This window comes from Sandarakinorhabdus sp., assembly GCF_051860625.1.
Classification (GTDB): Bacteria; Pseudomonadota; Alphaproteobacteria; order Sphingomonadales; family Sphingomonadaceae; genus Sandarakinorhabdus.
Genome location: NZ_JBHYDQ010000007.1, coordinates 159,836 through 181,795 on the forward strand (window position 1 = coordinate 159,836; position 21,960 = coordinate 181,795).

18 protein-coding genes and 1 pseudogene are annotated in these 21,960 nt (G+C 66.0%); 4 read left to right on the forward strand and 15 right to left on the reverse strand.

The window, feature by feature from the left end; translation table 11 throughout:
• Window positions 1-197: 197 nt before the first annotated feature.
• The 3 genes from ACTIEZ_RS08700 to ACTIEZ_RS08710 are packed head-to-tail and all read right to left on the reverse strand — an operon-like array spanning window position 198 to window position 2,743.
• A complete protein-coding gene (locus tag ACTIEZ_RS08700) occupies window positions 198-323 on the reverse strand; it encodes a DUF2474 domain-containing protein (RefSeq protein ID WP_439546272.1) in 126 nt (41 codons plus the stop codon).
• Window positions 316-1,320: a cytochrome d ubiquinol oxidase subunit II gene (gene cydB, locus ACTIEZ_RS08705; RefSeq protein ID WP_439546273.1), complete on the reverse strand. Its 1,005-nt coding sequence runs from the start codon at window positions 1,318-1,320 to the stop codon at window positions 316-318. The genes ACTIEZ_RS08700 and cydB overlap by 8 nt, the downstream gene beginning before the upstream one ends.
• Before the next feature lies 1 nt (window position 1,321).
• Entirely contained in the window at window positions 1,322-2,743 is a 1,422-nt protein-coding gene (locus ACTIEZ_RS08710; protein ID WP_439546274.1) for a cytochrome ubiquinol oxidase subunit I, read from the reverse strand.
• Window positions 2,744-2,828: 85 nt separating this feature from the next.
• Between ACTIEZ_RS08710 and ACTIEZ_RS08715 the strand changes: the two genes are divergently transcribed.
• A complete protein-coding gene (locus ACTIEZ_RS08715; protein WP_439546275.1) occupies window positions 2,829-4,520 on the forward strand; it encodes a formate--tetrahydrofolate ligase in 1,692 nt (563 codons plus the stop codon).
• On the opposite strand, the gene arsB is transcribed toward ACTIEZ_RS08715, so the two are convergent.
• The 6 genes from arsB to ACTIEZ_RS08745 are packed head-to-tail and all read right to left on the reverse strand — an operon-like array spanning window position 4,513 to window position 9,118.
• Entirely contained in the window at window positions 4,513-5,571 is a 1,059-nt protein-coding gene (arsB, locus tag ACTIEZ_RS08720; RefSeq protein ID WP_439546276.1) for an ACR3 family arsenite efflux transporter, read from the reverse strand. The two genes, ACTIEZ_RS08715 and arsB, sit on opposite strands and share 8 nt — an antisense overlap.
• Window positions 5,568-6,029 (reverse strand): arsenate reductase ArsC, encoded by a 462-nt coding sequence (locus ACTIEZ_RS08725; protein ID WP_439546277.1) that lies wholly within the window; start codon window positions 6,027-6,029, stop codon window positions 5,568-5,570. Before ACTIEZ_RS08725 ends, arsB begins: the two co-directional genes overlap by 4 nt.
• A 6-nt stretch (window positions 6,030-6,035) precedes the next feature.
• Window positions 6,036-6,500, reverse strand: coding sequence for an ArsI/CadI family heavy metal resistance metalloenzyme (locus ACTIEZ_RS08730; protein WP_439546278.1), 465 nt, complete (start codon window positions 6,498-6,500; stop codon window positions 6,036-6,038).
• A 10-nt stretch (window positions 6,501-6,510) separates the two neighbouring features.
• Entirely contained in the window at window positions 6,511-6,831 is a 321-nt protein-coding gene (locus ACTIEZ_RS08735; protein ID WP_439546279.1) for an ArsR/SmtB family transcription factor, read from the reverse strand.
• Window positions 6,832-6,882: 51 nt separating this feature from the next.
• Window positions 6,883-8,433 (reverse strand): phospholipase D-like domain-containing protein, encoded by a 1,551-nt coding sequence (locus tag ACTIEZ_RS08740; RefSeq protein ID WP_439546280.1) that lies wholly within the window; start codon window positions 8,431-8,433, stop codon window positions 6,883-6,885.
• Window positions 8,423-9,118, reverse strand: coding sequence for an endonuclease/exonuclease/phosphatase family protein (locus ACTIEZ_RS08745; RefSeq protein WP_439546281.1), 696 nt, complete (start codon window positions 9,116-9,118; stop codon window positions 8,423-8,425). The genes ACTIEZ_RS08740 and ACTIEZ_RS08745 overlap by 11 nt, the downstream gene beginning before the upstream one ends.
• 110 nt (window positions 9,119-9,228) lie before the next feature.
• Between ACTIEZ_RS08745 and ACTIEZ_RS08750 the strand changes: the two genes are divergently transcribed.
• Complete coding sequence (locus ACTIEZ_RS08750; protein ID WP_439546282.1) at window positions 9,229-12,672, forward strand: indolepyruvate ferredoxin oxidoreductase family protein; 3,444 nt, start codon at window positions 9,229-9,231, stop codon at window positions 12,670-12,672.
• Between the two features lie 77 nt (window positions 12,673-12,749).
• Here the strand turns inward: ACTIEZ_RS08750 and ACTIEZ_RS08755 are convergent, their stop codons facing one another.
• From ACTIEZ_RS08755 to ACTIEZ_RS08775, 5 genes are all read right to left on the reverse strand, one after another.
• Entirely contained in the window at window positions 12,750-13,754 is a 1,005-nt protein-coding gene (locus tag ACTIEZ_RS08755) for a sensor histidine kinase (RefSeq protein ID WP_439546283.1), read from the reverse strand.
• Window positions 13,755-13,834: 80 nt separating this feature from the next.
• Window positions 13,835-14,986 (reverse strand): SPOR domain-containing protein, encoded by a 1,152-nt coding sequence (locus ACTIEZ_RS08760; RefSeq protein WP_439546284.1) that lies wholly within the window; start codon window positions 14,984-14,986, stop codon window positions 13,835-13,837.
• A 17-nt stretch (window positions 14,987-15,003) separates the two neighbouring features.
• Complete coding sequence (locus tag ACTIEZ_RS08765; protein WP_439546285.1) at window positions 15,004-16,242, reverse strand: dihydroorotase; 1,239 nt, start codon at window positions 16,240-16,242, stop codon at window positions 15,004-15,006.
• A complete protein-coding gene (locus tag ACTIEZ_RS08770; RefSeq protein ID WP_439546286.1) occupies window positions 16,239-17,228 on the reverse strand; it encodes an aspartate carbamoyltransferase catalytic subunit in 990 nt (329 codons plus the stop codon). Before ACTIEZ_RS08770 ends, ACTIEZ_RS08765 begins: the two co-directional genes overlap by 4 nt.
• Window positions 17,229-17,480: 252 nt before the next feature.
• Window positions 17,481-19,700, reverse strand: coding sequence for a fused MFS/spermidine synthase (locus ACTIEZ_RS08775; RefSeq protein ID WP_439546287.1), 2,220 nt, complete (start codon window positions 19,698-19,700; stop codon window positions 17,481-17,483).
• Between the two features lie 63 nt (window positions 19,701-19,763).
• Here ACTIEZ_RS08775 and ACTIEZ_RS08780 point away from each other — a divergent pair, with 63 nt between their 5' ends.
• Both ACTIEZ_RS08780 and ACTIEZ_RS08785 read left to right on the forward strand, forming a co-directional pair.
• Window positions 19,764-20,564, forward strand: a complete 801-nt coding sequence (locus tag ACTIEZ_RS08780; protein ID WP_439546288.1) for a glycosyltransferase family 2 protein — start codon at window positions 19,764-19,766, stop codon at window positions 20,562-20,564.
• 46 nt (window positions 20,565-20,610) lie between these two features.
• Window positions 20,611-21,831, forward strand: coding sequence for an acyl-CoA dehydrogenase family protein (locus tag ACTIEZ_RS08785; RefSeq protein ID WP_439546289.1), 1,221 nt, complete (start codon window positions 20,611-20,613; stop codon window positions 21,829-21,831).
• Window positions 21,832-21,843: 12 nt separating this feature from the next.
• Here the strand turns inward: ACTIEZ_RS08785 and ACTIEZ_RS08790 are convergent.
• A pseudogene (locus tag ACTIEZ_RS08790) lies at window positions 21,844-21,960 on the reverse strand (IS630 family transposase); the annotation flags it as partial.

Genomic DNA, 21,960 nt, shown 5'->3' on the forward strand with positions numbered 1-21,960 from the left:
CCCTGCTCCCAAATCACAACGCCGCGGACCCTCTGGATCAATGCGTAACCCGCTGGATCAATGCGCTGTTACCCCGACTCGTTCCCTCGCAGAGCAAAATTTACGTCGCGTTAAGGATTTGGCAAGCAAAATCGCAACCATTTCGAAATATATTTTGCAAAGCCGTGACAGAACGGCCGTGTGGTGACGGTAAGGGATCAGCCCAGCAGCCAGGCGCGCAGCAAAAGGGAAATCGTGCCGACCACGGCCACGCCGGCGCCCCACAGGGCGACAAACCACAACAGCCGGCCCGACAGGGGCGGCTTTGGGTCGGGTTCAGACATAACCCTCGGCCTCGACCTTGCCGCGGAACAGCCAATAGGCATAGCCGGTATAGCCCAGGATCACCGGCAGCAGCAGGCCGACACCGACCAGCATGAAGCTTTGCGCATTGGCAACGGTGGCGGCCTGCCAGATCGTCACCTGCCCCGGCACCGCCCACGGAAAGATCGAAATGCCCAGCCCGATGAAGGTGAGCAGGAACAGCGCCTGCGCCAGGAAAAACGGCGCCACTTCGGCCCGGCGCCTCAGCGCGCGAACGAAGAAGACGGACGTCACCGCCACCAGGATCGGCACCGGCGCCGAATAATAGAGCCCGGGCACTTCGAACCAATGGCTGAAATAATCATGGTTGAGGAACGGCGTCGCCAGACTCACGGCGCCGACCGCCGCGATGCTGGCCGCGCCGCCGCGCCACGCCATGCGATAGGCATGATCCTGCACGGCACCCGTCGTGCGCCAGATCAGCCAGCACGACCCCAGCAGCGCATAGGCCGCCACCACCGACACGCCGGTGAGCAGCGAGAAGGGCGACAGCCAGTCCCACCAGCCGCCGGCATAGCTGCGGCCCGACACTTTCACGCCCTGCAGCACGGCCCCCAGGATCACGCCCTGGCAGAAAGCCGCCAGCGTGGAGCCAGCGAAAAACGCGAAATCCCACAGCCAGATACGCGTGGTGCGCGACCGGAACTTGAAGGCCACACCGCGAAAGATCAGGCCCAGCAACATGATGATCAGCGGCGCATAAACCGCCGGCATCAATATCGCATAGGCGAGCGGAAACGCCGCAAACACGCCGCCACCACCCAGCACCAGCCAGGTCTGATTGGCGTCCCACACCGGCTTGATGGTGGCGATTGCCGTTTCCCGCTCCGCCCCTGGCGCCATCACCGGGAACAATATGCCGATGCCCAGATCAAACCCATCGGTGACGACATAGACGAAGATCGCCAGCCCGATGATGCCGGCCCAGATCAGCGTCAGGGTTGGATCGGGCAGCATCTCATTCGGCCAACTGGAAACCGAACGGCGCATCCGGCGGCAGGCTGCCCACGTCGGCGGCCTGTTCGGGATCGGGCATCTGTTCGGCCGGGGTCGGTTCGCTGGCCATCAGTTTCAGGATGAACCAGGTGCCCACGCCAAACACGAAGAAATAGACGACGATGAACGCCAGCAGCGATGCCGCCACCGCGGGCGCCGCCAAGGGCGAAGCGCTTTCGGCGGTGCGCATCAGGCCAAACACCGTGAACGGCTGCCGGCCCGTCTCGGTGGTGATCCACCCGGCCAGTACGGCGACAAACCCCGCCGGCCCCATCGCCAGGGCCAGCCGGTGCTGCCAGACACTGTCGTACAGCCGATCGCGCCACGCATTATAGCCCGCCCACATCCCAAGCAGCAGCATCACCATGCCAAGCCCGACCATGATGCGGAAGGCATAGAACGGAAAGGCGACCTTGGCGCGATTTTCCGGCGCCACCTTGTCGAGGCCCATGGTGGGCGCTTCGAAATCATGTTGCAGGATCAGGCTGCCGATCGCCGGGATCTCCAGCTTGTAGTGCATTTCCTGCGCCTTGTCGTCGGGCACGCCGAACAGGATCAGCGGAGCGGCGCGATCATGGCTTTCATAATGGCCCTCCAGCGCGGCGATCTTGGCGGGCTGATGTTCCAGCGTGTTCACGCCATGCTCGTGCCCGGCCAGCACCTGCAGCGGCGCGGTGACGGCGATCATGCCCATGGCCATGCCGAACATGATCTTCGTCGCCGGCTGCGCCACCCGGCCGAACTTGCGATCCTTCAGCAGATGATATGCCCCCACCGCGCCGACCACCAAGGCCGTGGTGAGATAGGCGCCCAGCAAGGTGTGCGTCAGCCGATACGGCATGGACGGGTTGAAGATCACCTCCAGCCAGCTTGTCGCGTAAAATTGGCCATTGGCAGCAATGCCATAGCCTTGCGGCGTCTGCATCCAGCTGTTGACCACGATGATCCAGAAGGCCGAGATGGTGGTGCCGAAGGCCACCAGGCAGGTGGCGGCGAAATGCAGTTTCTTGCCGACGCGGTCGAGCCCGAACAGCATGACGCCCAGAAAGCCGGATTCAAGGAAGAAGGCCGACAGCACTTCATAGGCCATCAGCGGCCCGATGACCGGCCCCGCCTTGTCCGAGAATGCCGACCAGTTGGTGCCGAACTGATAAGCCATGACGATGCCGGACACGACGCCCATGCCGAACGCAATGGCGAAGATCTTCAGCCAATATTTGAACAATTGCAGATAGACGTCGCGGCCGGTTTTCAGCCACAGGCCTTCCAGCACAGCAAGATAGCTGGCCAATCCGATCGAAAAGGCCGGGAAGATGAAATGGAATGACACGGTGAAGGCGAACTGGAAGCGCGCCAACGCCAAGGCATCAGAGAAGTCCAACATCGCGCTCCACACGCTCCTTTGCGCCAGCCCTGCTGCCGTGTAGGCGGTTCAGGCAGGCTCAACAACGGCCATATGGCGGGGAATCATGGCATCGGACATTGAAATCGCGCGGGCAGCGACATTGCGCCCCATCCGGGACATCGCGGCCAGCATCGGCCTGGCCGAAGCCGCCATCGAACCGCACGGGCACCATATCGCCAAGCTGGCGACGGCCACGCTGGCTGATCTGCGCACCCGCCCGGCTGGCAAATTGGTGCTGGTGACGGCGGTCAACCCCACCCCGGCTGGCGAAGGCAAGACCACCACTACCATCGGGCTGGCCGATGCTCTGAACCGCATTGGCCGGCGCGCGGTGATCGCGCTGCGGGAGCCATCCTTGGGCCCGGTGTTCGGCCGCAAGGGCGGCGCGACGGGCGGCGGCCAGGCGCAGGTGCTGCCGATGGAGAAGATCAACCTGCACTTCACCGGCGATTTCCACGCCATCACCTCGGCGCACAATCTGCTGGCCGCGATGATCGACAATGCGGTGCATTTCAACGTCGCCATGCCGTCGGGCCAGGCCATCAACCCGCGCAGCATCAGCTGGCGGCGGGTGCTGGACATGAACGACCGCGCCCTGCGCAGCATCGTGTCGGGCATGGGGACGGGCAACCACCCGCTGCGCGAGACGGGCTTCGACATCACCGTGGCGTCGGAAGTGATGGCGATCCTGTGCCTCGCCGATGATGTGAGCGATCTGCAGGCGCGGCTGGCGCGCATCCGTGTCGCCAGGGACACCGCCGGCAACCCCGTCACCGCCGGTGATATCGGTGCGGCCGGCGCGATGGCGGCGCTTTTGCTGGAGGCGATGCAGCCCAACCTCGTCCAGTCCATCCACGGCTCCCCGGCGCTGATTCACGGCGGCCCGTTCGCCAACATCGCCCACGGCTGCAACAGCGTGATCGCCACCCGCTCGGCGCTGGCACTGGGCGAATTCGCTGTCACCGAAGCCGGCTTCGGTGCCGACCTGGGCGCCGAAAAATTCTGCCACATCAAGTGCCGTTCCGCCGGGCTGGCCCCGGCCGTGGCCGTGGTCGTCGCCACGGTGCGCGCGCTGAAATATCATGGCGGGATGGCGCTGGCCGAGCTCGGCATGCCCGACCCGGCCGCGCTGGCCCGCGGCCTTGAGGTGCTGGCCCGCCATGTCGAAAATCTGCGCAGCTTCGGCTTGCCGGTGGCTGTCGCCATCAACGCCTTCACCAGCGACCACGCCGAGGAACACACCCAGGTTCTCGGCCACTGCGCCGACACGCTGCACGTCCCCGCCCATCTCTGCCGCCACTGGGCCGATGGACCGGAAGGTGCCGAGGACCTTGCCCGCAGCGTCGCCGCGCTGGCCGACGCCAATGCCGACCCGCACGCGGGCTTCACGCCGCTCTACGCCACCGGCAGCGACGTGCTCGATGCGCTGACCATCGTGGCGACGAAAATCCACCGTGCCGGCAGCGTCACATTATCCCCGGCTGCCCAGAAGCAGCTTGCCGCCTTGCGCGCCGAAGGCCTTGCCACCCTGCCGGTGTGTCTCGCCAAGACCCCCTACAGCTTCACGGCAGATGAAAAAATCCGCGGCGCCATCACCGGCCACGACCTGCCCATCCGCGAACTGCGTCTCGCCGCCGGCGCCGGCTTCATCGTCGCGCTGGCCGGCGATATCGCCACCATGCCGGGGTTGCCGAAATTGCCGTCGGCCATCGGGATTCATCTGGACGGCGAAGGGCGGATCGAGGGGCTCAGCTAAGCCCCGCCGCGCGTGCCTCCACGGCGCGGCGGGTGCGGTTGGCGAAGGCGACCAGGCTGAGCATCACCGGCACCTCGACCAGCACGCCGACCACCGTCGCCAGCGCTGCACCCGAACCCAGCCCGAACAGCGAAATCGCCACCGCGACGGCGAGTTCGAAGAAATTCGACGTGCCGATCAGCGCGCACGGCGCCGCCACCGCATGCGGCACCCGCCAGGCCCAGGCGGCGGCATAGGCCAGGCCGAAGATCAGATAGGATTGCAACAGGATCGGCGCCGCAATCAGCGCCACGGTGATCGGTTGCGCCACGATGGTGCCGGCCTGGAAGCCGAACAATAGCAGCACGGTGGCGATCAACCCGATCATCGACCACGGCCGCGCCTGTGCCTGAAACCCGGCCAATGCCGCCTCTCCGCCGCGCGCCAGCAGGCTGCGGCGCACGATGATGCCGGCGACCAGCGGCAGCACGACATACAATATGGTGGAGAGCAGCAACGTCTCCCACGGCACCACCAGATTGGTGACACCAAGCAGCAGCGCCACGATCGGCGCGAAGGCCACCACCATGATCGCATCGTTCACGCCGACCTGCGTCAGCGTGTAATTGGGGTCGCCCTTCACCAACTGCGACCAGACGAACACCATGGCGGTGCACGGCGCGGCCCCAAGCAGGATCAGCCCGGCGAGATATTGATCGGCATCGGCCGGCGCGATCAGATCGGCAAAGGCGAACCGGAAGAACGCGATGCCGAGCAGCGCCATGGTGAACGGCTTGATCAGCCAGTTCACCGTCAGCGTGATGATCAGGCCCCGCGGCTGCTTGAACGCACCGGCGATGCCGCTGAATTCCACGCCGACCATCATCGGGAACACCATCGCCCAGATCAGCACGGCGATCGGCAGGTTGACGCTGGCCACCTCCATACCCGCCAGTGCGCCGAACAGGCCCGGCGCGGCGAGGCCGAGCGCGACGCCGGCGAGGATGGCGGCGAATACCCAAACGGAGAGCAGGCGTTCGAAAAGCGGCAGGCGCATGGTTGCGGTGGTCATGCGGCCCTAATCCGATCAAGCGCGGCCTTGGTGATGTCTGCGGGCAGCAGCGCCACCAGCGCCGACAGCCGCCGGTGCAGCACCGCATAAGTCTCGGCAAAGGCTGCCCGCGCCGCATCACCATCATGCGCCGCCGGGTCGGGCATCGGCCAGTTGCTGGTCAGCGGATGGCCGGGCCACACCGGGCACGCCTCGCCGGCAGCCGAGGCGCATACGGTGATGATGATGTCCATCGGCGGCGCATCGGCGGCGGCAAATTCATCCCAGCGCTTCGATCGCAAGTCGCTGATATCATGCCCCTTCGCTGCCAGCAATTCGAGCGCGAACGGATTGACCCGGCCGGCGGGATTGGACCCCGCCGACCAACCCCGCCACGCGCCGCCGCCCAGATGGCTCAGCAGCACCTCACCCAGGATCGAGCGCGCCGAATTGCCGGTGCACAGGAACAATATGTTCATGAAAGATCAGCAGCAGCCGGATTTGACTGGGGCCAACTCCACCGCGTCGGGCACGCAGCAGGGCGCTTCGACCGCCAGGCTGCCCAGCGCTGGCGACGTGCCATAGCTGGTTGCCTCGCCAGTGGTATGGAACGCTTCCCACACCACGCCATCGGGATCGCTGATCCAGCTTTTTTCCGATTTGGCATAGCAGCAGGTGGTGGCGCCTTCATCGAGCACCGGACGGCCGGCCGCCGCCAGCCGCGCGCTCACTTCGGCCAGTTCGTCGGCGGTTTCCACCTGCACGCCAAGGTGCGACACTCCACCGGTATCGCGGCCCTGGCTGATCGCGAAATTGACCCGCGGATCTTCCAGCATCCACTTGGCATAATCCGGCTTTTCCACGCTCGGCGCGGCGCCGAACATGGTGGAATAGAACTGGATGGACGCCGCCAGATCGCTGACGCCAACATGCACATGCAAACGCTTCATATCTTGCTCCTCAGGCGCAGGTCGAGACAGGGCCGCAGATGGCAGGATGGCCTGCGCAGCAATCCTCCATCAGAAAAGCGATCAGGGCGCGCGCCGTGTCGTAACGGGCGGCGTAAAAGATGTTGCGCGACAGCCGCCGCGAGGTAACCAGGCCGGCATGTTCCAGCAATTTCAGATGCGACGACAAGGTGGAGGCCGGCACTGCGACCAGTTCCGCCAGCGCGCCGGCGGCCACGCCATCCGGCCCGGCCTGCACCAGCGCGCGGAACACCGCCAGCCGGGTCGGCTGCGACAGGGCGGCAAAGGCATCGATGGCAGATGAATCTTCCATAAATGCCGAAATATCAAATCAACTGGTGCAGCGCAAGCCTAGAAGAGATGCCTAGAACAAATGCCCGAGGGGCAATTTCCCCAGCAACCATACCGCCACCCGCCGCGCCGCGTTGGTGCCCGGTTCGGGGTGCAGCAGGCGGTCGCCTTCGCGCCACACCAGCGCGCCATCCTGCTCGCAAACCGCCCAGGCGATGCGCGGCAGGCGTTCATCCAGCCCGTCCGATACATGCGCCGCCAGCCGCTGCGACTTGATCAGAAAGCCCATCTCCGTGTTGATCCGCAGCGATCGTTCATCGAAATTCATCGATCCGACAAACAGCCACCGGCCATCGACCACGAACAATTTGGCATGCAGGCCGTTGGCGCTGGCCCGGAAAAAGCTGCTGCTGTTTGGCCCGGTGTTGCGCCGCCGCAGCCGCTGCGGCACCAGGCCCAGGCTGGCGCGTTTGCCTTCCTTGCCGCGCAATTCCCACAACGAGACCCCGGCGCGCAGCAGCGGCCGCCGCCATGGCGCATACCAGACATGGGCCAGCACGACATCGTTGGATGTGAAGCTGTTGGTCAGGATGTCGATCCGCACCCCCTTGCCCACCAGATCGGCAAACGCCTCCACCTGGCGCGACGGCGGCACCAGATAGGCGCTGACCAATTGCACGCGGCGCTCGATCGGCGCGATCACCTCCAGCAGGCGGGGCAGGATCAGCGCCGATGTTTCGGCCTCGCCCAGCGTCTTTTCCGGCGGATCGCTGAACAATTGCACGCGGGTCCATTCGAAATCATCGGGATGATCGATCAGGGCGGCGGTTTGCGGATCGGCGGCGGCATCTTCCCACACGCGGCGGCACGGGCCGGTCGGCACCTGGCCCACGCGCGGTGATCCGGGCACCGGTTCGCCCAGTGGCCGCACCACATCGCTGTTCCAGTAATCGGCAAACATTGCCTCGACATCGCCAACGATCGGCCCCACGGCCAGCACATCCTGATCGGCCATCAACGTGGGTGAATTCACGTCGAAATAATCCTCGCCGATGTTGCGACCGCCCACCACCGCCGCCAGCCCATCCACGCACAGGCATTTGTTGTGCATGCGCCGGTGCAGCCGGGTGAAATTCAGCACCAGATTCAGCTTGCGCACCCGGCGCAGCCGGAACGGGTTGAAAATCCGCACCTGCACGCCCGGCACCGCATCCAGCGCCGCCAGCCGGCCATCCATCGCCCCCGTGCCATGATCATCCACCAGCAGCCGCACCGCCACGCCGCGTGCCGCTGCTTCGGCCAGCCGGTCCAGAAACAGATGGCCGGCCTCGTCATCCTTGATGATGTAATATTGCGCATCGATCGACTGGCTGGCCTGCGCGATCAGCAGCAGCCGCATCGCCATCGCCTGCGTGGGATCATCGAGCAGCCGCACGCCACTCGAATCGTCATGGGCCGCCAGCGCCGGTGCCAGCAGATCGGCAAGCGGGCCTTGCGTGGCCGGGCCGATCACCCCGCCATATTCGCCGCCATCGCCCGGCCACGGCCTTTGCAACCACAGCACGAACGCCAGCAGCGCGACCGGCACAGCCACCAGCACGGCGATCAGCAATTCAATCGCCATCGATGCGCACCCAGATCGGCAGATGATCCGACGCAGCGCGGGCCAGTGCCGTGGCGTGCACGCCGGCGTCGGCGACATTCAATGCCGCATGGGCAAAGGCCCGGTCCAGCCGCCCCAGCGGCAGCCGCGCCGGGAAGCTGGCCGGCAGGCGGATCTCGCGCCACTGCCGCGCCAGTTCGGCCAACGCCGGGCCACCAGCGCGCCATTCGTTGAAATCGCCCATCACCAGCTCCGGCGGATTGGCCGGTGCACGGGCCACCGCGGCCACCATGGCGCGCGTCTGCCGGGCGCGCCAGAAACCACTGAGATCAAGATGCGCACCCACCAGCCGCAGCGTGTGATTGCCATGCGCCACATCGGCCAGCACCGCGCCGCGCGGCTCCAGCGCCGGCAGGGTGATCGTCGCGCTGTGGGTCAGCGCCGCGCCGCGCCGCACCAGCACGGCATTGCCATGCCAGCCCAGCGCCTGGGCATTCGTGCCGAGCGGCGCCACCTGCCAGCCGTGCGCATGCAGCAGTTCGGCCGGCAGGACCGAGGTGCGCACGCCGAACCGCGTATCGGCCTCCTGCAGCAGCGCCACATCGGCGCCGATTTCATCCAGCACATCGAGGATGCGCTGCGGCACCCGTCGGCCATCAGCGCCCACAGCTTTGTGAATATTGTAACTGGCAATTGTCAGGCTCACAGGCCCACCGCTAGCATCGTCTGCCCGCTCTGCCCACGCCTGCTTGCGTGGCGCGAAAAAGGACAGTATTATTGACCCATATTTCCTGAGTCACAGCACAAGGAGCGACCATGGTCGCAAATATGCCGCCGGTCAGCCTGGATGACAAATATCGCTTCCGCGATGGCCGCGTGTTCATGTCCGGCGTGCAGGCGTTGGTGCGGCTGCCCTTGGTGCAGAAATGGCGCGATGCCGCCGCCGGGCTGAATACCGCCGGCTTCATCTCCGGTTATCGTGGTTCGCCGCTGGGCGGTTATGATCAGGAATTGTGGCGCGCCAAGAAATTCCTGGCCGAACAGGATGTGCATTTCGTCCCCGGCGTGAACGAGGAACTGGGCGCCACCGCGGTGTGGGGCACGCAGCATGTCGCGCTGAACGCCAAGGCCACGCGCGATGGCGTGTTCGGCATCTGGTATGGCAAGGGGCCGGGCCTCGATCGCGCCATGGATGTGCTGAAGCACGCCAATGCCGCCGGCACATCGCAATATGGCGGGGTGCTGGCGATTGTCGGCGATGATCATGGCGCCAAATCCTCCACCCTGCCCCACCAGAGCGACCATAATTTCCAGGCCGCCTTCGTGCCCTTCCTCAGCCCCTCAAGCGTGCAGGAATTCGTCGAATATGGCCTGCTGGGCATCGCCATGAGCCGTTTTGCCGGTACCTGGGTCGGCTTCAAGGCCACTGCCGACACGGTGGAAACCAGCGCCACCATCGATCTGGCCCGCGAGAACCGCCGCATCATCATCCCCGATTTCGAATTTCCCGATGGCGGCGTCCATATCCGCCCCGGCGACATCTGGCGGGAGGAAGACACCCGCCTGCAACGCTACAAGGGCTTTGCCGCGCTGGCCTTTGCCAAGGCCAATGGCATCGACCGCATGGTGTGGGACTCACCCGCCCCGCGCATTGGTATAGTCACCACCGGCAAGGCGCATGCCGACACGATGGAGGCCTTGTACGAACTCGGCATCACCGAGACGGTTGCCGCCGCCATCGGCCTGCGGGTGTACAAGGTCGGCATGCCGTGGCCGCTGGAGCCCGACGGCATCCGCGCCTTTGCCGAAGGGCTGGAGGAAGTCCTTGTCATCGAGGAAAAGCGCGAATTCATCGAGCATCAGTTGAAATGGCAGCTCTACAACTGGCGGACAAGCGTGCGCCCGCGCGTGGTGGGCAAGCATGACGAGCGCGGCGACTGGCTGCTCAGCCCCGACAATGAACTGACGCCGGGCGTCATCGCCAATGTGATTGCCGCGCGCCTGCAGCATTTCCACGACACGCCGCGCATTGCCGCCGCGCTGGCCTTCTTCCGCGATCAGGCCGGCAAATCCGCCCTCCACGAAACGCCGGTGAAGCGCACGCCCTATTTCTGTTCGGGCTGCCCGCACAACACCAGCACCAAGCCGCCCGAAGGCGGCCGCGCGCTGGCCGGCATCGGCTGCCACATCATGGCGATGTGGATGGACCGCGCCGAAACCTTCACCCAGATGGGCGGCGAAGGCGTCACCTGGGTCGGCGAAGCGCCTTTCGTGGGCGAGAAGCATGTGTTCGCCAATCTCGGCGACGGCACTTATTTTCACTCCGGCCTGCTCGCCATCCGCCAGTCGATCGCGGCCGGCGTCAACATCACCTACAAGATATTGTATAACGATGCCGTCGCCATGACCGGCGGCCAGAAGCATGACGGCGAGCTGGGCGTCGATCAGATCGCCCAGCAGATGCTGGCCGAACATGCGAAGAAGGTGGTGATCCTCACCGAGGATCTGGACCGTTACAACAAGGCTAAGGGGGGCGTGACCATCCCCAGCGCCGTGCGCCTGCTCGATCGCAGCCATCTGCCGGAAATCAGCCAGGAATTCGCCGCCACCCCCGGCTGCACCGTGATCATCTTCGATCAGACCTGCGCCGCCGAAAAGCGCCGCCGCCGCAAGCGCAAGCTGATGGTCGATCCCGACCGCCGCATCTTCATCAACCCCGCCGTCTGCGAAGGCTGCGGCGATTGTTCGGTGCAGTCCAACTGCGTCAGTGTCGAGCCGCTCGACACCGAATTCGGCCGCAAGCGCCGCATCAACCAGTCGAGCTGCAACAAGGATTACAGCTGTGTGAAGGGCTTCTGCCCCAGCTTCGTGACCATCGACGGCGCGGAGGTGAAGAAATCCTCAGCAGAATTCTCGCTTGACGGCATCGAGGAACCCCACCCGCCGGCGCCAGGCGGCGGTTACAACATCATGGTCACCGGCATTGGCGGCACTGGCGTGCTCACCGTCTCGGCGCTGCTCGGCACCGCCGCCCATATCGAGGGGCTGGCCAGCACCACGGCCGACATGGCCGGCCTCGCCCAGAAGGGCGGCGCGGTGTACAGCCATGTCCGCATCGCAGCATCGGCTGACGATCTCCTGTCCCCGCGCATCATGGCCGGCAATGCCGATCTGGTGCTGGCCTGCGACGCGGTAGTGGCAGCCGACAAGCCGACACAGACGCTGATGGTGCCGGACCGCACTGCCGTGGTGGCCAATGCCGACATCGCGCCGACCAGCGATTTCGTGCGCAACCGCGATTATGATTTCCGCACCGCTGCCGTTGAACGCGCCATTCGCAAGGCCAGCAACCCCAACGCCTGCGATTTCGTCGCGGCCGACACGGTGGCCACCGCGCTGCTGGGCGATGCCATCGGCAGCAATATCCTGCTGATGGGCTATGCCTGGCAAAAGGGCCTGATCCCGCTGAAGCGCCAGAGCATCGAGGCCGCCATTGATCTCAACGGCGTTGCCATCCCGTTCAACAAGCGCGCCTTTTCGCTCGGCCGGCTGCTCGCCACCCGGCCGGATCAGGTGCTGGCGCTGGTGGAGGCGACGCGTGGCCCGCAGCCGGAACCGCCGGCAACAACGCTGGACGAAATGATCGCGCGGCGCGAAGCCGATCTGAGCGCCTATCAGGACGCGGCCTATGCCGCCCGCTTCCGCACCATGGTCGACCGCGCCCGCACGGCCGGCGGCGATGGGCTGGGCGAAACGGTGGCCAAGAGCCTCTACAAGCTGATGGCCTACAAGGATGAATATGAAGTCGCCCGCCTCTACAGCGATGGCCGCTTCCGCGCCGCGTACGACGCGCAGTTCAGCGGCGGCAAGCCGCGCGTGCTGCTCGCCCCGCCGCTGATCAGCCGCATCGATCCCGCCACGGGCCGGCCCAAGAAGATCAGCTTCGGCCCATGGATCTTCACCGCGTTCGGCATACTCGCCAAGTTGAAGGGCCTGCGCGGCACTGCCCTCGATCCGTTTGGCTCCAGCGCAGAACGCCGCCACGAACGCGAAGACATTACCGCCTACGAAGCCGAAATCGACCGCCTGATCACCGACGTGAACCCCGCCAACATCGGCCTGGCGCTGGCCATTGCCCGCCTGCCGCTGGACGTGCGCGGCTTCGGCCCGGTGAAGGACAAGGCGCGTGACGAAGTGGCGGTGCGACGGGCGAAACTGTGGGAAAAATGGCCGGGCGTGGCGGTGCAGGCGGCGGCCTGAGGAAAGCGGTCCAACCAAAGCGTCACCCCGCGTCAAGCGCGGGGTGACGAGCTTGGAAACCAGTCAGCACATCCCCATCAAATCGCCAGCCGGTCCTTGCGCAGAGTCAGCGACGCCACCAGGCCGGTCCGCTGCCAGTCATATTGCAGAGTCCCGCCGAACTGCTGGTTCAGGCTGCGCTCGACCATCTGATTGCCAAAGCCGTGCAAGCTGGGGACGGACGTGATTTCCGGGCCGCCGCTTTCCGCCCAGGTCAGCAGCAGCATTTCGTCGCCATCGTCCTGCGTCTTTACCTCCAGCCGCCCTTTCGGACACGACAGCGCGCCATACTTCAGCGAATTGGTCGCCAGCTCGTGAATCACCATCGCCATGGTGGTCGCCGCCGCCTCGCCCACGCCGATCCGGCCCACCGCCACCTTGATGTGGCGATCATCGGCGTCGCCCTGATCATAAGGTGCCAGCAGCACCGAAATCAGATCGCCGAGCAGCGCCACCCTGTCATCCGATCCCGGCTGCGGCCGCACCAGATCATGCGCGCGCCCCAGTGCCACCAACCGATCGGTCAATCCGGCCGCCATGTCGTGCGTGGTGCTGGCGCTGCGATAGCTGATGTTGGTCAGCCCGGTGGCGATCGACAGCAGATTCTTCACCCGGTGGCTCATCTCGCCGGCCAGCAATTCATTGCTTTCCTCGGCCTGCTTGCGCTCCGTCACATCCAGGAACACCCCGAACATCGTGCTGTCGATGATCCCTTCATCGCCGCCCTCGCCGCGCGCCGACACCCAGCGGACGGCGTCATCCACATTGATGCGGAAATCGATCTCGAACGGCCCTGTGGTCAATCGTGTCGCTTCGAACGCCAGGCGCACCCGATCCTGATCAGCCGGGTGGATATGGCCCGACAACAACTCGAAACTCACCTCAGGCGCCCAATCCATGCCCCACAGTTCGAAGGCACGTTCGTCCATCGTCAGCCGGTTGGTTTCCACATTCCAGGACCACAGCGCCACCCCGGCCGCTTCGACGGCCAGCCGCAGATGTTTTGCTGCCCAGACTTCCGATCCGGGCCCCTGTCCTGACATGCCGAGCTCCTGCCTCCGCCGGCCAATGCGGACAGATGGGGGCCGATAGGCAGATTTGCAAAATAATGCAAACTTGTTGCTCAGTCCCCGATATCCACCGCGAAACAGCCGTTCTTGCCAATCTCCAGCTTCTTGCATCCGTCGCGGGCTTCGTTGCGGGTCGGGAACGGCCCGACCTGCAGGCGATATAAATTGCCATAGCGGCTGACATTGGGCTTCAGGCCCTTCACGACCTGTTTTTGCGCGGCGGCCAGCTTGGTCCAGGCGTCCATCGCAGTTTTCTGGTTGGGGTAGCTGCCCAACTGGATGCGCCAGCCGGTTTCCTTGGGCGCCGGCGGCGCTGGTTTTGCGGCGGGCTTTTCGGCAACGCGAACCGGTGTCGGTGCTGGCGGCGGCGCTGTGGCGGGTGACGGCGACGAGTCCATTGCCGTCTCACTGTCGGAACCACCGGTCACCGCCTGCAAGGCCGCTGCATTCAGCGCGGCGGTGCTCGGGCTGCTGCCCGGCTGCGGCGTCCCGTCCTGCCCGCTTACCAGCGTCACCGGCGGCGGCGGCGTGCTGGGTGCATCCATCGGCGGCGGCGCAATCGCCGATTGGAATTGCGCCGGCACGATATTGCTGTTGGCCAGCGCGGTGGCGATCTGCCAACCATTGGCGCGATCCAGCGGCTGGATGACCTGGCTCAGCTCGTTCAACGCCTTGGTGGCTTCCGGCAGGCCCTGAGCAGCGGCGCGCACCAGATAGGCATAGGCCAGCGGCATGGACTTTGCCGCGCCATCGCCATTCCAGTGCACGATGCCCAGCACATATTGTGCCCGCATCTCGCCGCGATCCGCCGCCGATTTCAGCCAGCGCACGGATTCATCTTTCTCGCCGATCTGGAACAACAGGATGCCCAGATTGGCCTGCGCCGGCAGATGCGCCTTCACTGCGGCGCGGCGATACCAGTCACGGGCGACCTCCTTGTCCAGCACCACGCCGCGGCCCAATTTATAGGCCTGGCCCATGTTGAACATCGCATCGGCATCGCCGCTGGTGGCAAATGGCTGCCACATCGCAACCGCATCGTCCCATTTGCCGGCCCGCCACAATTCGACGCCCTGGCGCACCGACGGCGGCGGCGGTTCGGCGCGCACCGGCGCTGCTGCGGCCGGGCGGCGCACGGCCGCGCCCTTTTTCGTCTTGCGGGGGGCGGCGAGCGCCGGGTCACTGGCCACAAGGGCCAGCACCATCAATGCGCCAATCGCCTTCAACACTGCCAAACCAACTCTCCGCCCTTGAATGTCATCCGAACCCGGCCGGCGGTGGGCAGGCCGTCGAACGGCGTGTTGCCAGCGCCGTGGAACATTCGGCCGTCGATACGCCACGGGGCGTGTTCATCAAAGACCGCAATGTCCGCCGGTGCGCCGAGTTGCAGCGTTCCGGCGACCAGCCCAAAACGGCGGGCCGGATTTATACTCAGCATCGCCACCAGGCGCGGCAAATCGATGATTTCCTCGCGCACCAGGCCTAGGCCCAGCGCCAGCAATGTTTCGGCGCCCGCCATCCCGGCCCGCGCCTCCGCAAAGGGCTGGCGCTTGTCTTCCTGGCTCAATGGATCATGGCCCGACGCCAATATGTCGATCACGCCGTCGCGCACGCCCTCGATCACCGCCAGCCGGTCCCGCTCGTCGCGCAGCGGCGGCGACAGGCGCGCAAAGCTGCGGAAACCCGACACCGCCATGTCGTTCAGCAGCAGATGCGCCGGCGTGATGCCCGCGGTCACATCGACGCCGCGCGCACGGGCCGCGCGCAGCGCATCCAGCCCTTCGGCGGTGGTCACCTGGCGAATGTGCAGCGCTGCACCGGTGGCTTCGGCCAGCCGGCAATCGCGCATGATCGCCAGACTTTCCGCATAGGCCGGGGCGGATGCCAGGCCGAGCCGGGTCGCATATTCGCCGCTGGTCGCCACCGCGCCGGCGGTCAGGCCTGCATCCTCGGCATGGGACACCACGGTGAGGCCAAAGGCGCGGGCATAGGCCAGCAGCCGCTGCATCACGCGGGCATCGGCAATGGCGCTGCGCCCGGTGGCCACGCCCACCGCGCCGGCGGCCTGCGCCAGGCCGATTTCGGCCAGCTCCGTGCCCAGCAGCCCGCGCGTCGCGGCAGCCAGCGGATGCACCCACACGTCGGGCTTGCCGGAGCCTTGCGCATAGGCCACCAGCGCCGGATCATCGAGCGGCGGCGACTGATCGGGCATCAGCACGACGCGGGTGATGCCACCGACATGGCAGGCCTGCGGCGCCGCGCGGAACACGCCCACATCGATGATGCCCGGCGCCACCACCAGACCGGCCGCATCAATCACCTGGGCATGGCTGGGCGGTTCGGATTGGCCGATGCCGGCGACCTTGCGGCCTTCCAGATACAGGGTCGCGACACCATCATGCCCGCTGCCCGGGCAGATCACCCGGCCGTTGATGATGGCGATGGGCGGTGCGGGCGTCATGCCCAGCCTTCCACGCCGCGCCGGCGGCGCGTCAGCACATCCAGGCACGCCATGCGCACTGCGACGCCCATCTCGACCTGCTCGCTCACCGCGCTGCGCACGATATCATCGGCAATCGCGCTTTCGATCTCGACGCCGCGGTTCATCGGGCCAGGGTGCATCACCAGCACATCACTGGCCGCCCGCGCCAGCCGTGCCTCGGTCAGGCCATAGAAACGATAATATTCGCGCGGGGACGGCACATAGGCGCCCTCCATCCGCTCGGTCTGCAGGCGCAGCATCATCACCACATCCGCGCCGGCCAGCCCGGCATCCATGTCGGTGAAACTGGTGACGGCATAGCCATCCAGACCGTCGGGCAGCAGGGTCGGCGGCGCGACGGCGCGCACCTCGGCGCCCAGGCTGGCCAGCAACTGGAAATTCGATCGCGCCACCCGGCTGTGCAAGATGTCGCCGCAAATCGCGACGCGCAGCCCGGCGATGCGGCCCTTGCGGCGCCGGATGGTCAAGGCATCGAGCAGCGCCTGCGTCGGGTGTTCATGCCGGCCATCGCCCGCGTTGAGCACCGGGCAATCGACCTTCTCCGAAATCAACTGCACCGCGCCGGACGCGCCGTGGCGGATCACGATCATGTCCGGGTGCATGGCGTTCAGCGTCAGCGCCGTATCGAGCAAGGTCTCGCCCTTTTTCAGGCTCGATCCCGACACACCCAGATTGACGACATCGGCGCCGAGCCGCTTGCCGGCAATCTCGAAACTCAACAGCGTGCGCGTGCTGTTCTCGAAAAACGCATTGATCTGCGTCAGCCCGCGCAGCCGTTCGTCATGCTTGGCGGCTCTGGCCCGGTTCATTTCCACCCACTGCTCCGCCTCATCGAGCAGGAACGCAATTTCCCACGGCTTCAATTGCGCGATGCCGAGCAGATGATCATGCGGAAACGGGTGCACGCCTTGGCTCAAGGCAGGATGAGAGGGCGCGCGATCCATGAACGCCATTCCTATCCCCCACATTACCGCGCGGCAACCCTGCGCCCTTGCTACCGGGCGGTCACATCAGCGCCAGAATATCAAGAAGCGAAACCAGTCATCCTTGACTTGTTTCAGGATCCATAGGGTGGGCCGCGAGTCCTGCTCGATTTTCACGGCATGCATCCAGCTGGTCCTGAAACAAGTTCAGTATGGCTCGCGCTTGCTGGAAAGATCGCGCCGGCAGTCCTTCATGGCGCTTCACGCCAACTCTCAATCACGCCGCCAGCGCAGCGCGGGCAGCACGCTGGCAAAATCATCGCGCCACACGCCCAGGCCCGGCCGCGCCGCCAGCGCCCGCCAATCGCCGCCGGCCGCCACCAGCGCGTCCATCCCGGCCGAATCGCGGCTCAACGCCACCCAGGTCGATCCGGCCACGATCCAGCCGGCACCCTCGCTGCGCGGCGGCGGCAGTTGCAGCACCCGGGCCTGCCAGCCGCCATCCCGTGCGATTCCCGCCAGAACCGGTTCCAGATCGAGGAACCGGTTGGAGATATGCACCAGCAGCAGGCCGTCATCGGCCAACGCCCGGCCATAAAGCGCAAACGCTTCGGCCGTCATCAGATGCAGCGGAATGGCGTCCGACGAAAAAGCATCGATGGCCAGCAGATCAAGCCCACCCGGCGCCGCCTGCGCCAGCGTCAGCCGCGCGTCGCCGACCACGATACCCATGTCGGGCTGGCAGCGCGAAATATAGCTGAAACGGGTGCGGGCAATATCGACCACCAGCGGATCAATCTCCCACGCGGTCCAGCGCTGGCCCGGCTTGGCATGGCAAGCCAAGGTGCCAGTGCCGAGCCCGACAATGCCGATGCGGGCATCCCCATCCATCAACGCCAGTGCGCGGCCGATGCCGGCATCGCGCAGATAATAGGTCATCGGTTCGGCAGCGAGCCACGGGTTCAGCGATTGCGCCCCGTGCATGGTGGTGCCGTGCAGCAGCGCGACATAGCCGGCCCGCGGCCGCGGATCGACCGTATAGACCCCGAAGAAACTGCGCTGGCGCTTGGCCTGCAGATCGGTCTGCACTTGCACCGCACCGCCCAGCGCCAGCATCAGGCAGGCCAGCGCGACCACGAATGACCAGCGCCGGCCGATCAGCAGCAGCGCAAGCGTGGCGGCGATTCCCACCGCCAGCATCGATGTCAGCGGCCAGGCGTTGCTGACATCCAGCGCCGCGAACTGGAACCGGGTCGCCGCCGCCCAGCACAAGGCCGCCACCCCGATCAGCATCACGGTGCGCACCACCGGTTCGCCGGCACGTTCGTTCCACGGCCGACCGGGCAGCAATGCGGCGGCCGCCAGCAGCAGCAGCGGATGCTCCCACGGCCAGGGGAAGATCAGCGGCGCGATCAGCGCGCAGAACAGCCCGCCCAGCGCGCCACCCAGCGACATCCAGAGGTAAAAGCTGGTCAGCCCCGCCGCCTCCGGCCGGTCCGCCGCCAGCGTGCCGTGCAGCGCCACGCACAACAGCAGCAACAACAGCAAGCCGGCCAGCGCAAACAGGGTCGCCACGCCCGGCCCGCCGCCGGCAAGGCACGCCCAACTGCCCAGCAGCACCAGCGCAGGCGCGGTGAGTTCGCGTGCAAGCCGCGTCAGCCGCGGCCCGGCGCTGGAAAACACCGCCACGAAGCTGAGCAGATAGAGCGCGAGCGGCACCACCCACAGCAGCGGCATCGCCATGATATCGGTGGTCAGATGCGTGGTGGTGGACAGCAGCAACCCCGACGCCACCGCCGCCAGCAGCGCCCAATGCAGCCGGCGACGCAGCGGAATGACCGGCGCCGCCACCGCCACCTGCGCGGCGCCCTCGCGCGCCAGCAGGCCGCTGATTGCCGTCAACCCGGCCAGCACCACAAACCCGCCCGACCAGGCCCAGCGCTGCGCCGACAGTCCCGCCAGCGGCTCGACGAGCAACGGATAGGCGATCAGCGCGGCAAAGCTGCCGAGATTGGACGCGGCATAGAGAAAATAGGGATTGGCCGCCGCCGCATCGTCGGTGCGCGCAAACCAGGCCTGCAGCAGCGGCGCCTGGGCGGACACCACGAAAAACAGTGGCCCGATCGACACGCATAACAGCCCGATCAGCCAAAATTGCGGGTCCATGCCACCCGCCGCCGGATACCACCCCGCCATCCCGACTGGCAGCGTGAGCGCCGCCAGAGCGAACAGCCCGAGATGCACCAGCACCTGGCGCCGCACCGGCCAGCGCTGCAGCCGGTCCGCATAGACATAGCCGCCGAGCAGCGCCGCCTGGTAAAACAGCATCGCCGTGTTCCACACATTCGGAGACCCGCCCAGCACCGGCAACACCACCCGCCCGAACAGCGGCTGCACCAGGAACAGCAGGAAGCTGCCGGTGAGGATGGTGACGATAAACACCGGCCGCAGCGGCAGCGTGCGCGTGATCGACAGGTTGGTGCCCCCAGACATCGGCCCACCGTCTGCGGGGCGATGGCTTGCCGGTCAAGCGCCACGCCTCTATGGCGGCATGCCATGGCCAGCGCCTTCCGCCCCCGATGGGCAATCGTCATTGCCTTCTACAACGAGGAGCGCTTCATCGCGCCCACCATCCAATGCGCGCTGGCGCAGGACCGCGATGACGTGATGCTGATCTGTGTGGACAATGGCTCCACCGACGGCAGCGCGGCACTGGTCGCAGCCGCCATTGCCGGCCACCCCCGCGCCATGCTGGTCAGCGAAACCAGCCAAGGCCACACGTTTGCGCTGCGCAAGGGCACGGCCATCGCGCAGGAGATGGGCGCCCAGAACATCGCCTATTGGGATGCCGACACTTTCTACCCACCGCATTACATCAGCCGCGCCGATGCGCTGCTCGGCACCGACAAGCGCATTGTTGGCGTGCAGGCCTTCGATATCTACGGGCCGTACGACGCGCCGAAGAATATCCTGATCCGGCACCGCATGGCGATCACCGCCAGCCTGCTCACCGGCCAGGGCCACACCGGCACATTCGGGCAATGTTTCCGCATCGCGCCCCTGCTCGCCGCCGGCGGGCCCAAGAACGAAGATTGGCCGTTCGTGCTCTATGATCACGAACTCATCCACCGCATCTGCAAGCAGGGCCGCCTCACCCACGCCGCCGATCATGTCTGCTGGCCCGCCCCGCGCCGCACGGTGAAAGGCCATGTCCGCTGGAACCTCACCGAGCGGCTGCTTTATGCGCTGACGCCGTATGTGGCGAAGGACTGGTTCTTCTACCGCTTCCTCGGCCCCCGGCTTCGGCTGCGCGGCATGTTCGAAGCCGGCTTGCGGGTGCGGGACTGGGAACAATGACAGTGGCGCTGCTGTCCGCCCCGGCGACACTCGTCACCTAGGGAGAATGGCGATGCAGTTGAACTGGAGCGACGACGATCTGGCTTTCCGCGACGAGGTGCGCGCATTTCTGGCCAGCGAACTCACCCCCGATCTGCGCGCCGCCGCTGCCGGCATGACCAGCGTCTACGCCCCGCCGCACATCGCGCTGGCGTGGCAGAAGAAACTGCACGCAAAGGGCTGGGTGGCGCCAAGCTGGCCAACGGCCTGGGGCGGCTGCGACTGGAGCGTCGCCCGCCGTTACATCTTCGCCCGTGAAACCACCATGGCCGGCGCGCCGCCATTGTCACCCATGGGGCTGGGCATGTGCGGGCCGGTGCTGCTGCATTATGGCACCGATGCACAGAAGCGCCGCTTCCTGCCGCCCATGCTGGCCGGCGACGAGTTCTGGTGCCAGGGCTATAGCGAACCCAATTCAGGCTCCGATCTCGCCTCGCTGCAGATGCGGGCGGAACGTGACGGCGATGATTTCGTCTGCACCGGCGCCAAGATCTGGACGACGCACGCGCACCACGCCGACTGGATTTTCTGCCTGGTGCGCACCAGCCGGCTGGAAAAGCCGCAACTGGGCATCACCTTCCTGCTGATCGACATGCGCAGCCCCGGCGTCACCGTGCGCCCGATCATCTCGCTCTCCGGTGAGCATGTACAGAATCAGGTGATGTTCGATGATGTGCGTGTGCCAGTGGCAAACGTGGTCGGCCGCATCGATGACGGCTGGACGGTGGCCAAATATCTGATGGAGTTCGAACGCGGCGGCCATGCCTATGCGCCGTCGATGGTGCAGCGCGTTGCCACCCTGCAGCGCCACCTCGCCGAAGCCAATCTGCCCACCACCATGAACGGCCGCATCGCCAATCTGCGCATGGAGATCGAGGCGCTCGATGCGCTGGAACTGCAATTCAACGCCGGCCTGTCGAATGGCGCCGCCCCCGGCCCGATGGCGTCTGCGCTGAAAATCCTCGGCACCGAACTCAGCCAGCGCCTGACCGAGCTGGAGGTGGAAGCCGCCCTGCCCTATGCCCCCGTCTATCAGCCGCACCTGACGCTGCCGGGCGGCGCCGTGCCCGATTTCACCGCGCCCGCCGACGGGCTGGGGGTCGGCCCGACCTGGGCGGCCAAGGCATTGCCCAAATATTTCAACGACCGCGCCGGATCAATCTATGCCGGCACCAACGAAATCCAGCGCGGCATCCTCTGGCAATATCTGGCGCGGCGGAACAACTAGACTCGATTGCATTTAGATTGAAGCATAGCCTGAGTTTCTGAGGTAGTTGGCACACTCGTGTGGCGGGAAGCTGTCGAGGAGGGATCCGATGCGTCGCCAAGTGGCTTCGACCGATCGTTCTGCGGCCTT

Excerpts from the sequence above, each read along its gene's own strand:
- ACTIEZ_RS08700 (WP_439546272.1), bottom strand. The coding sequence starts at position 323 with ATGTCTGAACCCGACCCAAAGCCGCCCCTGTCGGGCCGGCTGTTGTGG.
- cydB (WP_439546273.1), bottom strand. The coding sequence starts at position 1,320 with ATGCTGCCCGATCCAACCCTGACGCTGATCTGGGCCGGCATCATCGGG.
- ACTIEZ_RS08710 (WP_439546274.1), bottom strand. The coding sequence starts at position 2,743 with ATGTTGGACTTCTCTGATGCCTTGGCGTTGGCGCGCTTCCAGTTCGCC.
- ACTIEZ_RS08715 (WP_439546275.1), top strand. The coding sequence starts at position 2,829 with ATGGCATCGGACATTGAAATCGCGCGGGCAGCGACATTGCGCCCCATC.
- arsB (WP_439546276.1), bottom strand. The coding sequence starts at position 5,571 with ATGACCACCGCAACCATGCGCCTGCCGCTTTTCGAACGCCTGCTCTCC.
- ACTIEZ_RS08725 (WP_439546277.1), bottom strand. The coding sequence starts at position 6,029 with ATGAACATATTGTTCCTGTGCACCGGCAATTCGGCGCGCTCGATCCTG.
- ACTIEZ_RS08730 (WP_439546278.1), bottom strand. The coding sequence starts at position 6,500 with ATGAAGCGTTTGCATGTGCATGTTGGCGTCAGCGATCTGGCGGCGTCC.
- ACTIEZ_RS08735 (WP_439546279.1), bottom strand. The coding sequence starts at position 6,831 with ATGGAAGATTCATCTGCCATCGATGCCTTTGCCGCCCTGTCGCAGCCG.
- ACTIEZ_RS08740 (WP_439546280.1), bottom strand. The coding sequence starts at position 8,433 with ATGGCGATTGAATTGCTGATCGCCGTGCTGGTGGCTGTGCCGGTCGCG.
- ACTIEZ_RS08750 (WP_439546282.1), top strand. The coding sequence starts at position 9,229 with ATGGTCGCAAATATGCCGCCGGTCAGCCTGGATGACAAATATCGCTTC.
- ACTIEZ_RS08755 (WP_439546283.1), bottom strand. The coding sequence starts at position 13,754 with ATGTCAGGACAGGGGCCCGGATCGGAAGTCTGGGCAGCAAAACATCTG.
- ACTIEZ_RS08760 (WP_439546284.1), bottom strand. The coding sequence starts at position 14,986 with ATGGTGCTGGCCCTTGTGGCCAGTGACCCGGCGCTCGCCGCCCCCCGC.
- ACTIEZ_RS08765 (WP_439546285.1), bottom strand. The coding sequence starts at position 16,242 with ATGACGCCCGCACCGCCCATCGCCATCATCAACGGCCGGGTGATCTGC.
- ACTIEZ_RS08770 (WP_439546286.1), bottom strand. The coding sequence starts at position 17,228 with ATGGATCGCGCGCCCTCTCATCCTGCCTTGAGCCAAGGCGTGCACCCG.
- ACTIEZ_RS08775 (WP_439546287.1), bottom strand. The coding sequence starts at position 19,700 with ATGTCTGGGGGCACCAACCTGTCGATCACGCGCACGCTGCCGCTGCGG.
- ACTIEZ_RS08780 (WP_439546288.1), top strand. The coding sequence starts at position 19,764 with ATGGCCAGCGCCTTCCGCCCCCGATGGGCAATCGTCATTGCCTTCTAC.
- ACTIEZ_RS08785 (WP_439546289.1), top strand. The coding sequence starts at position 20,611 with ATGGCGATGCAGTTGAACTGGAGCGACGACGATCTGGCTTTCCGCGAC.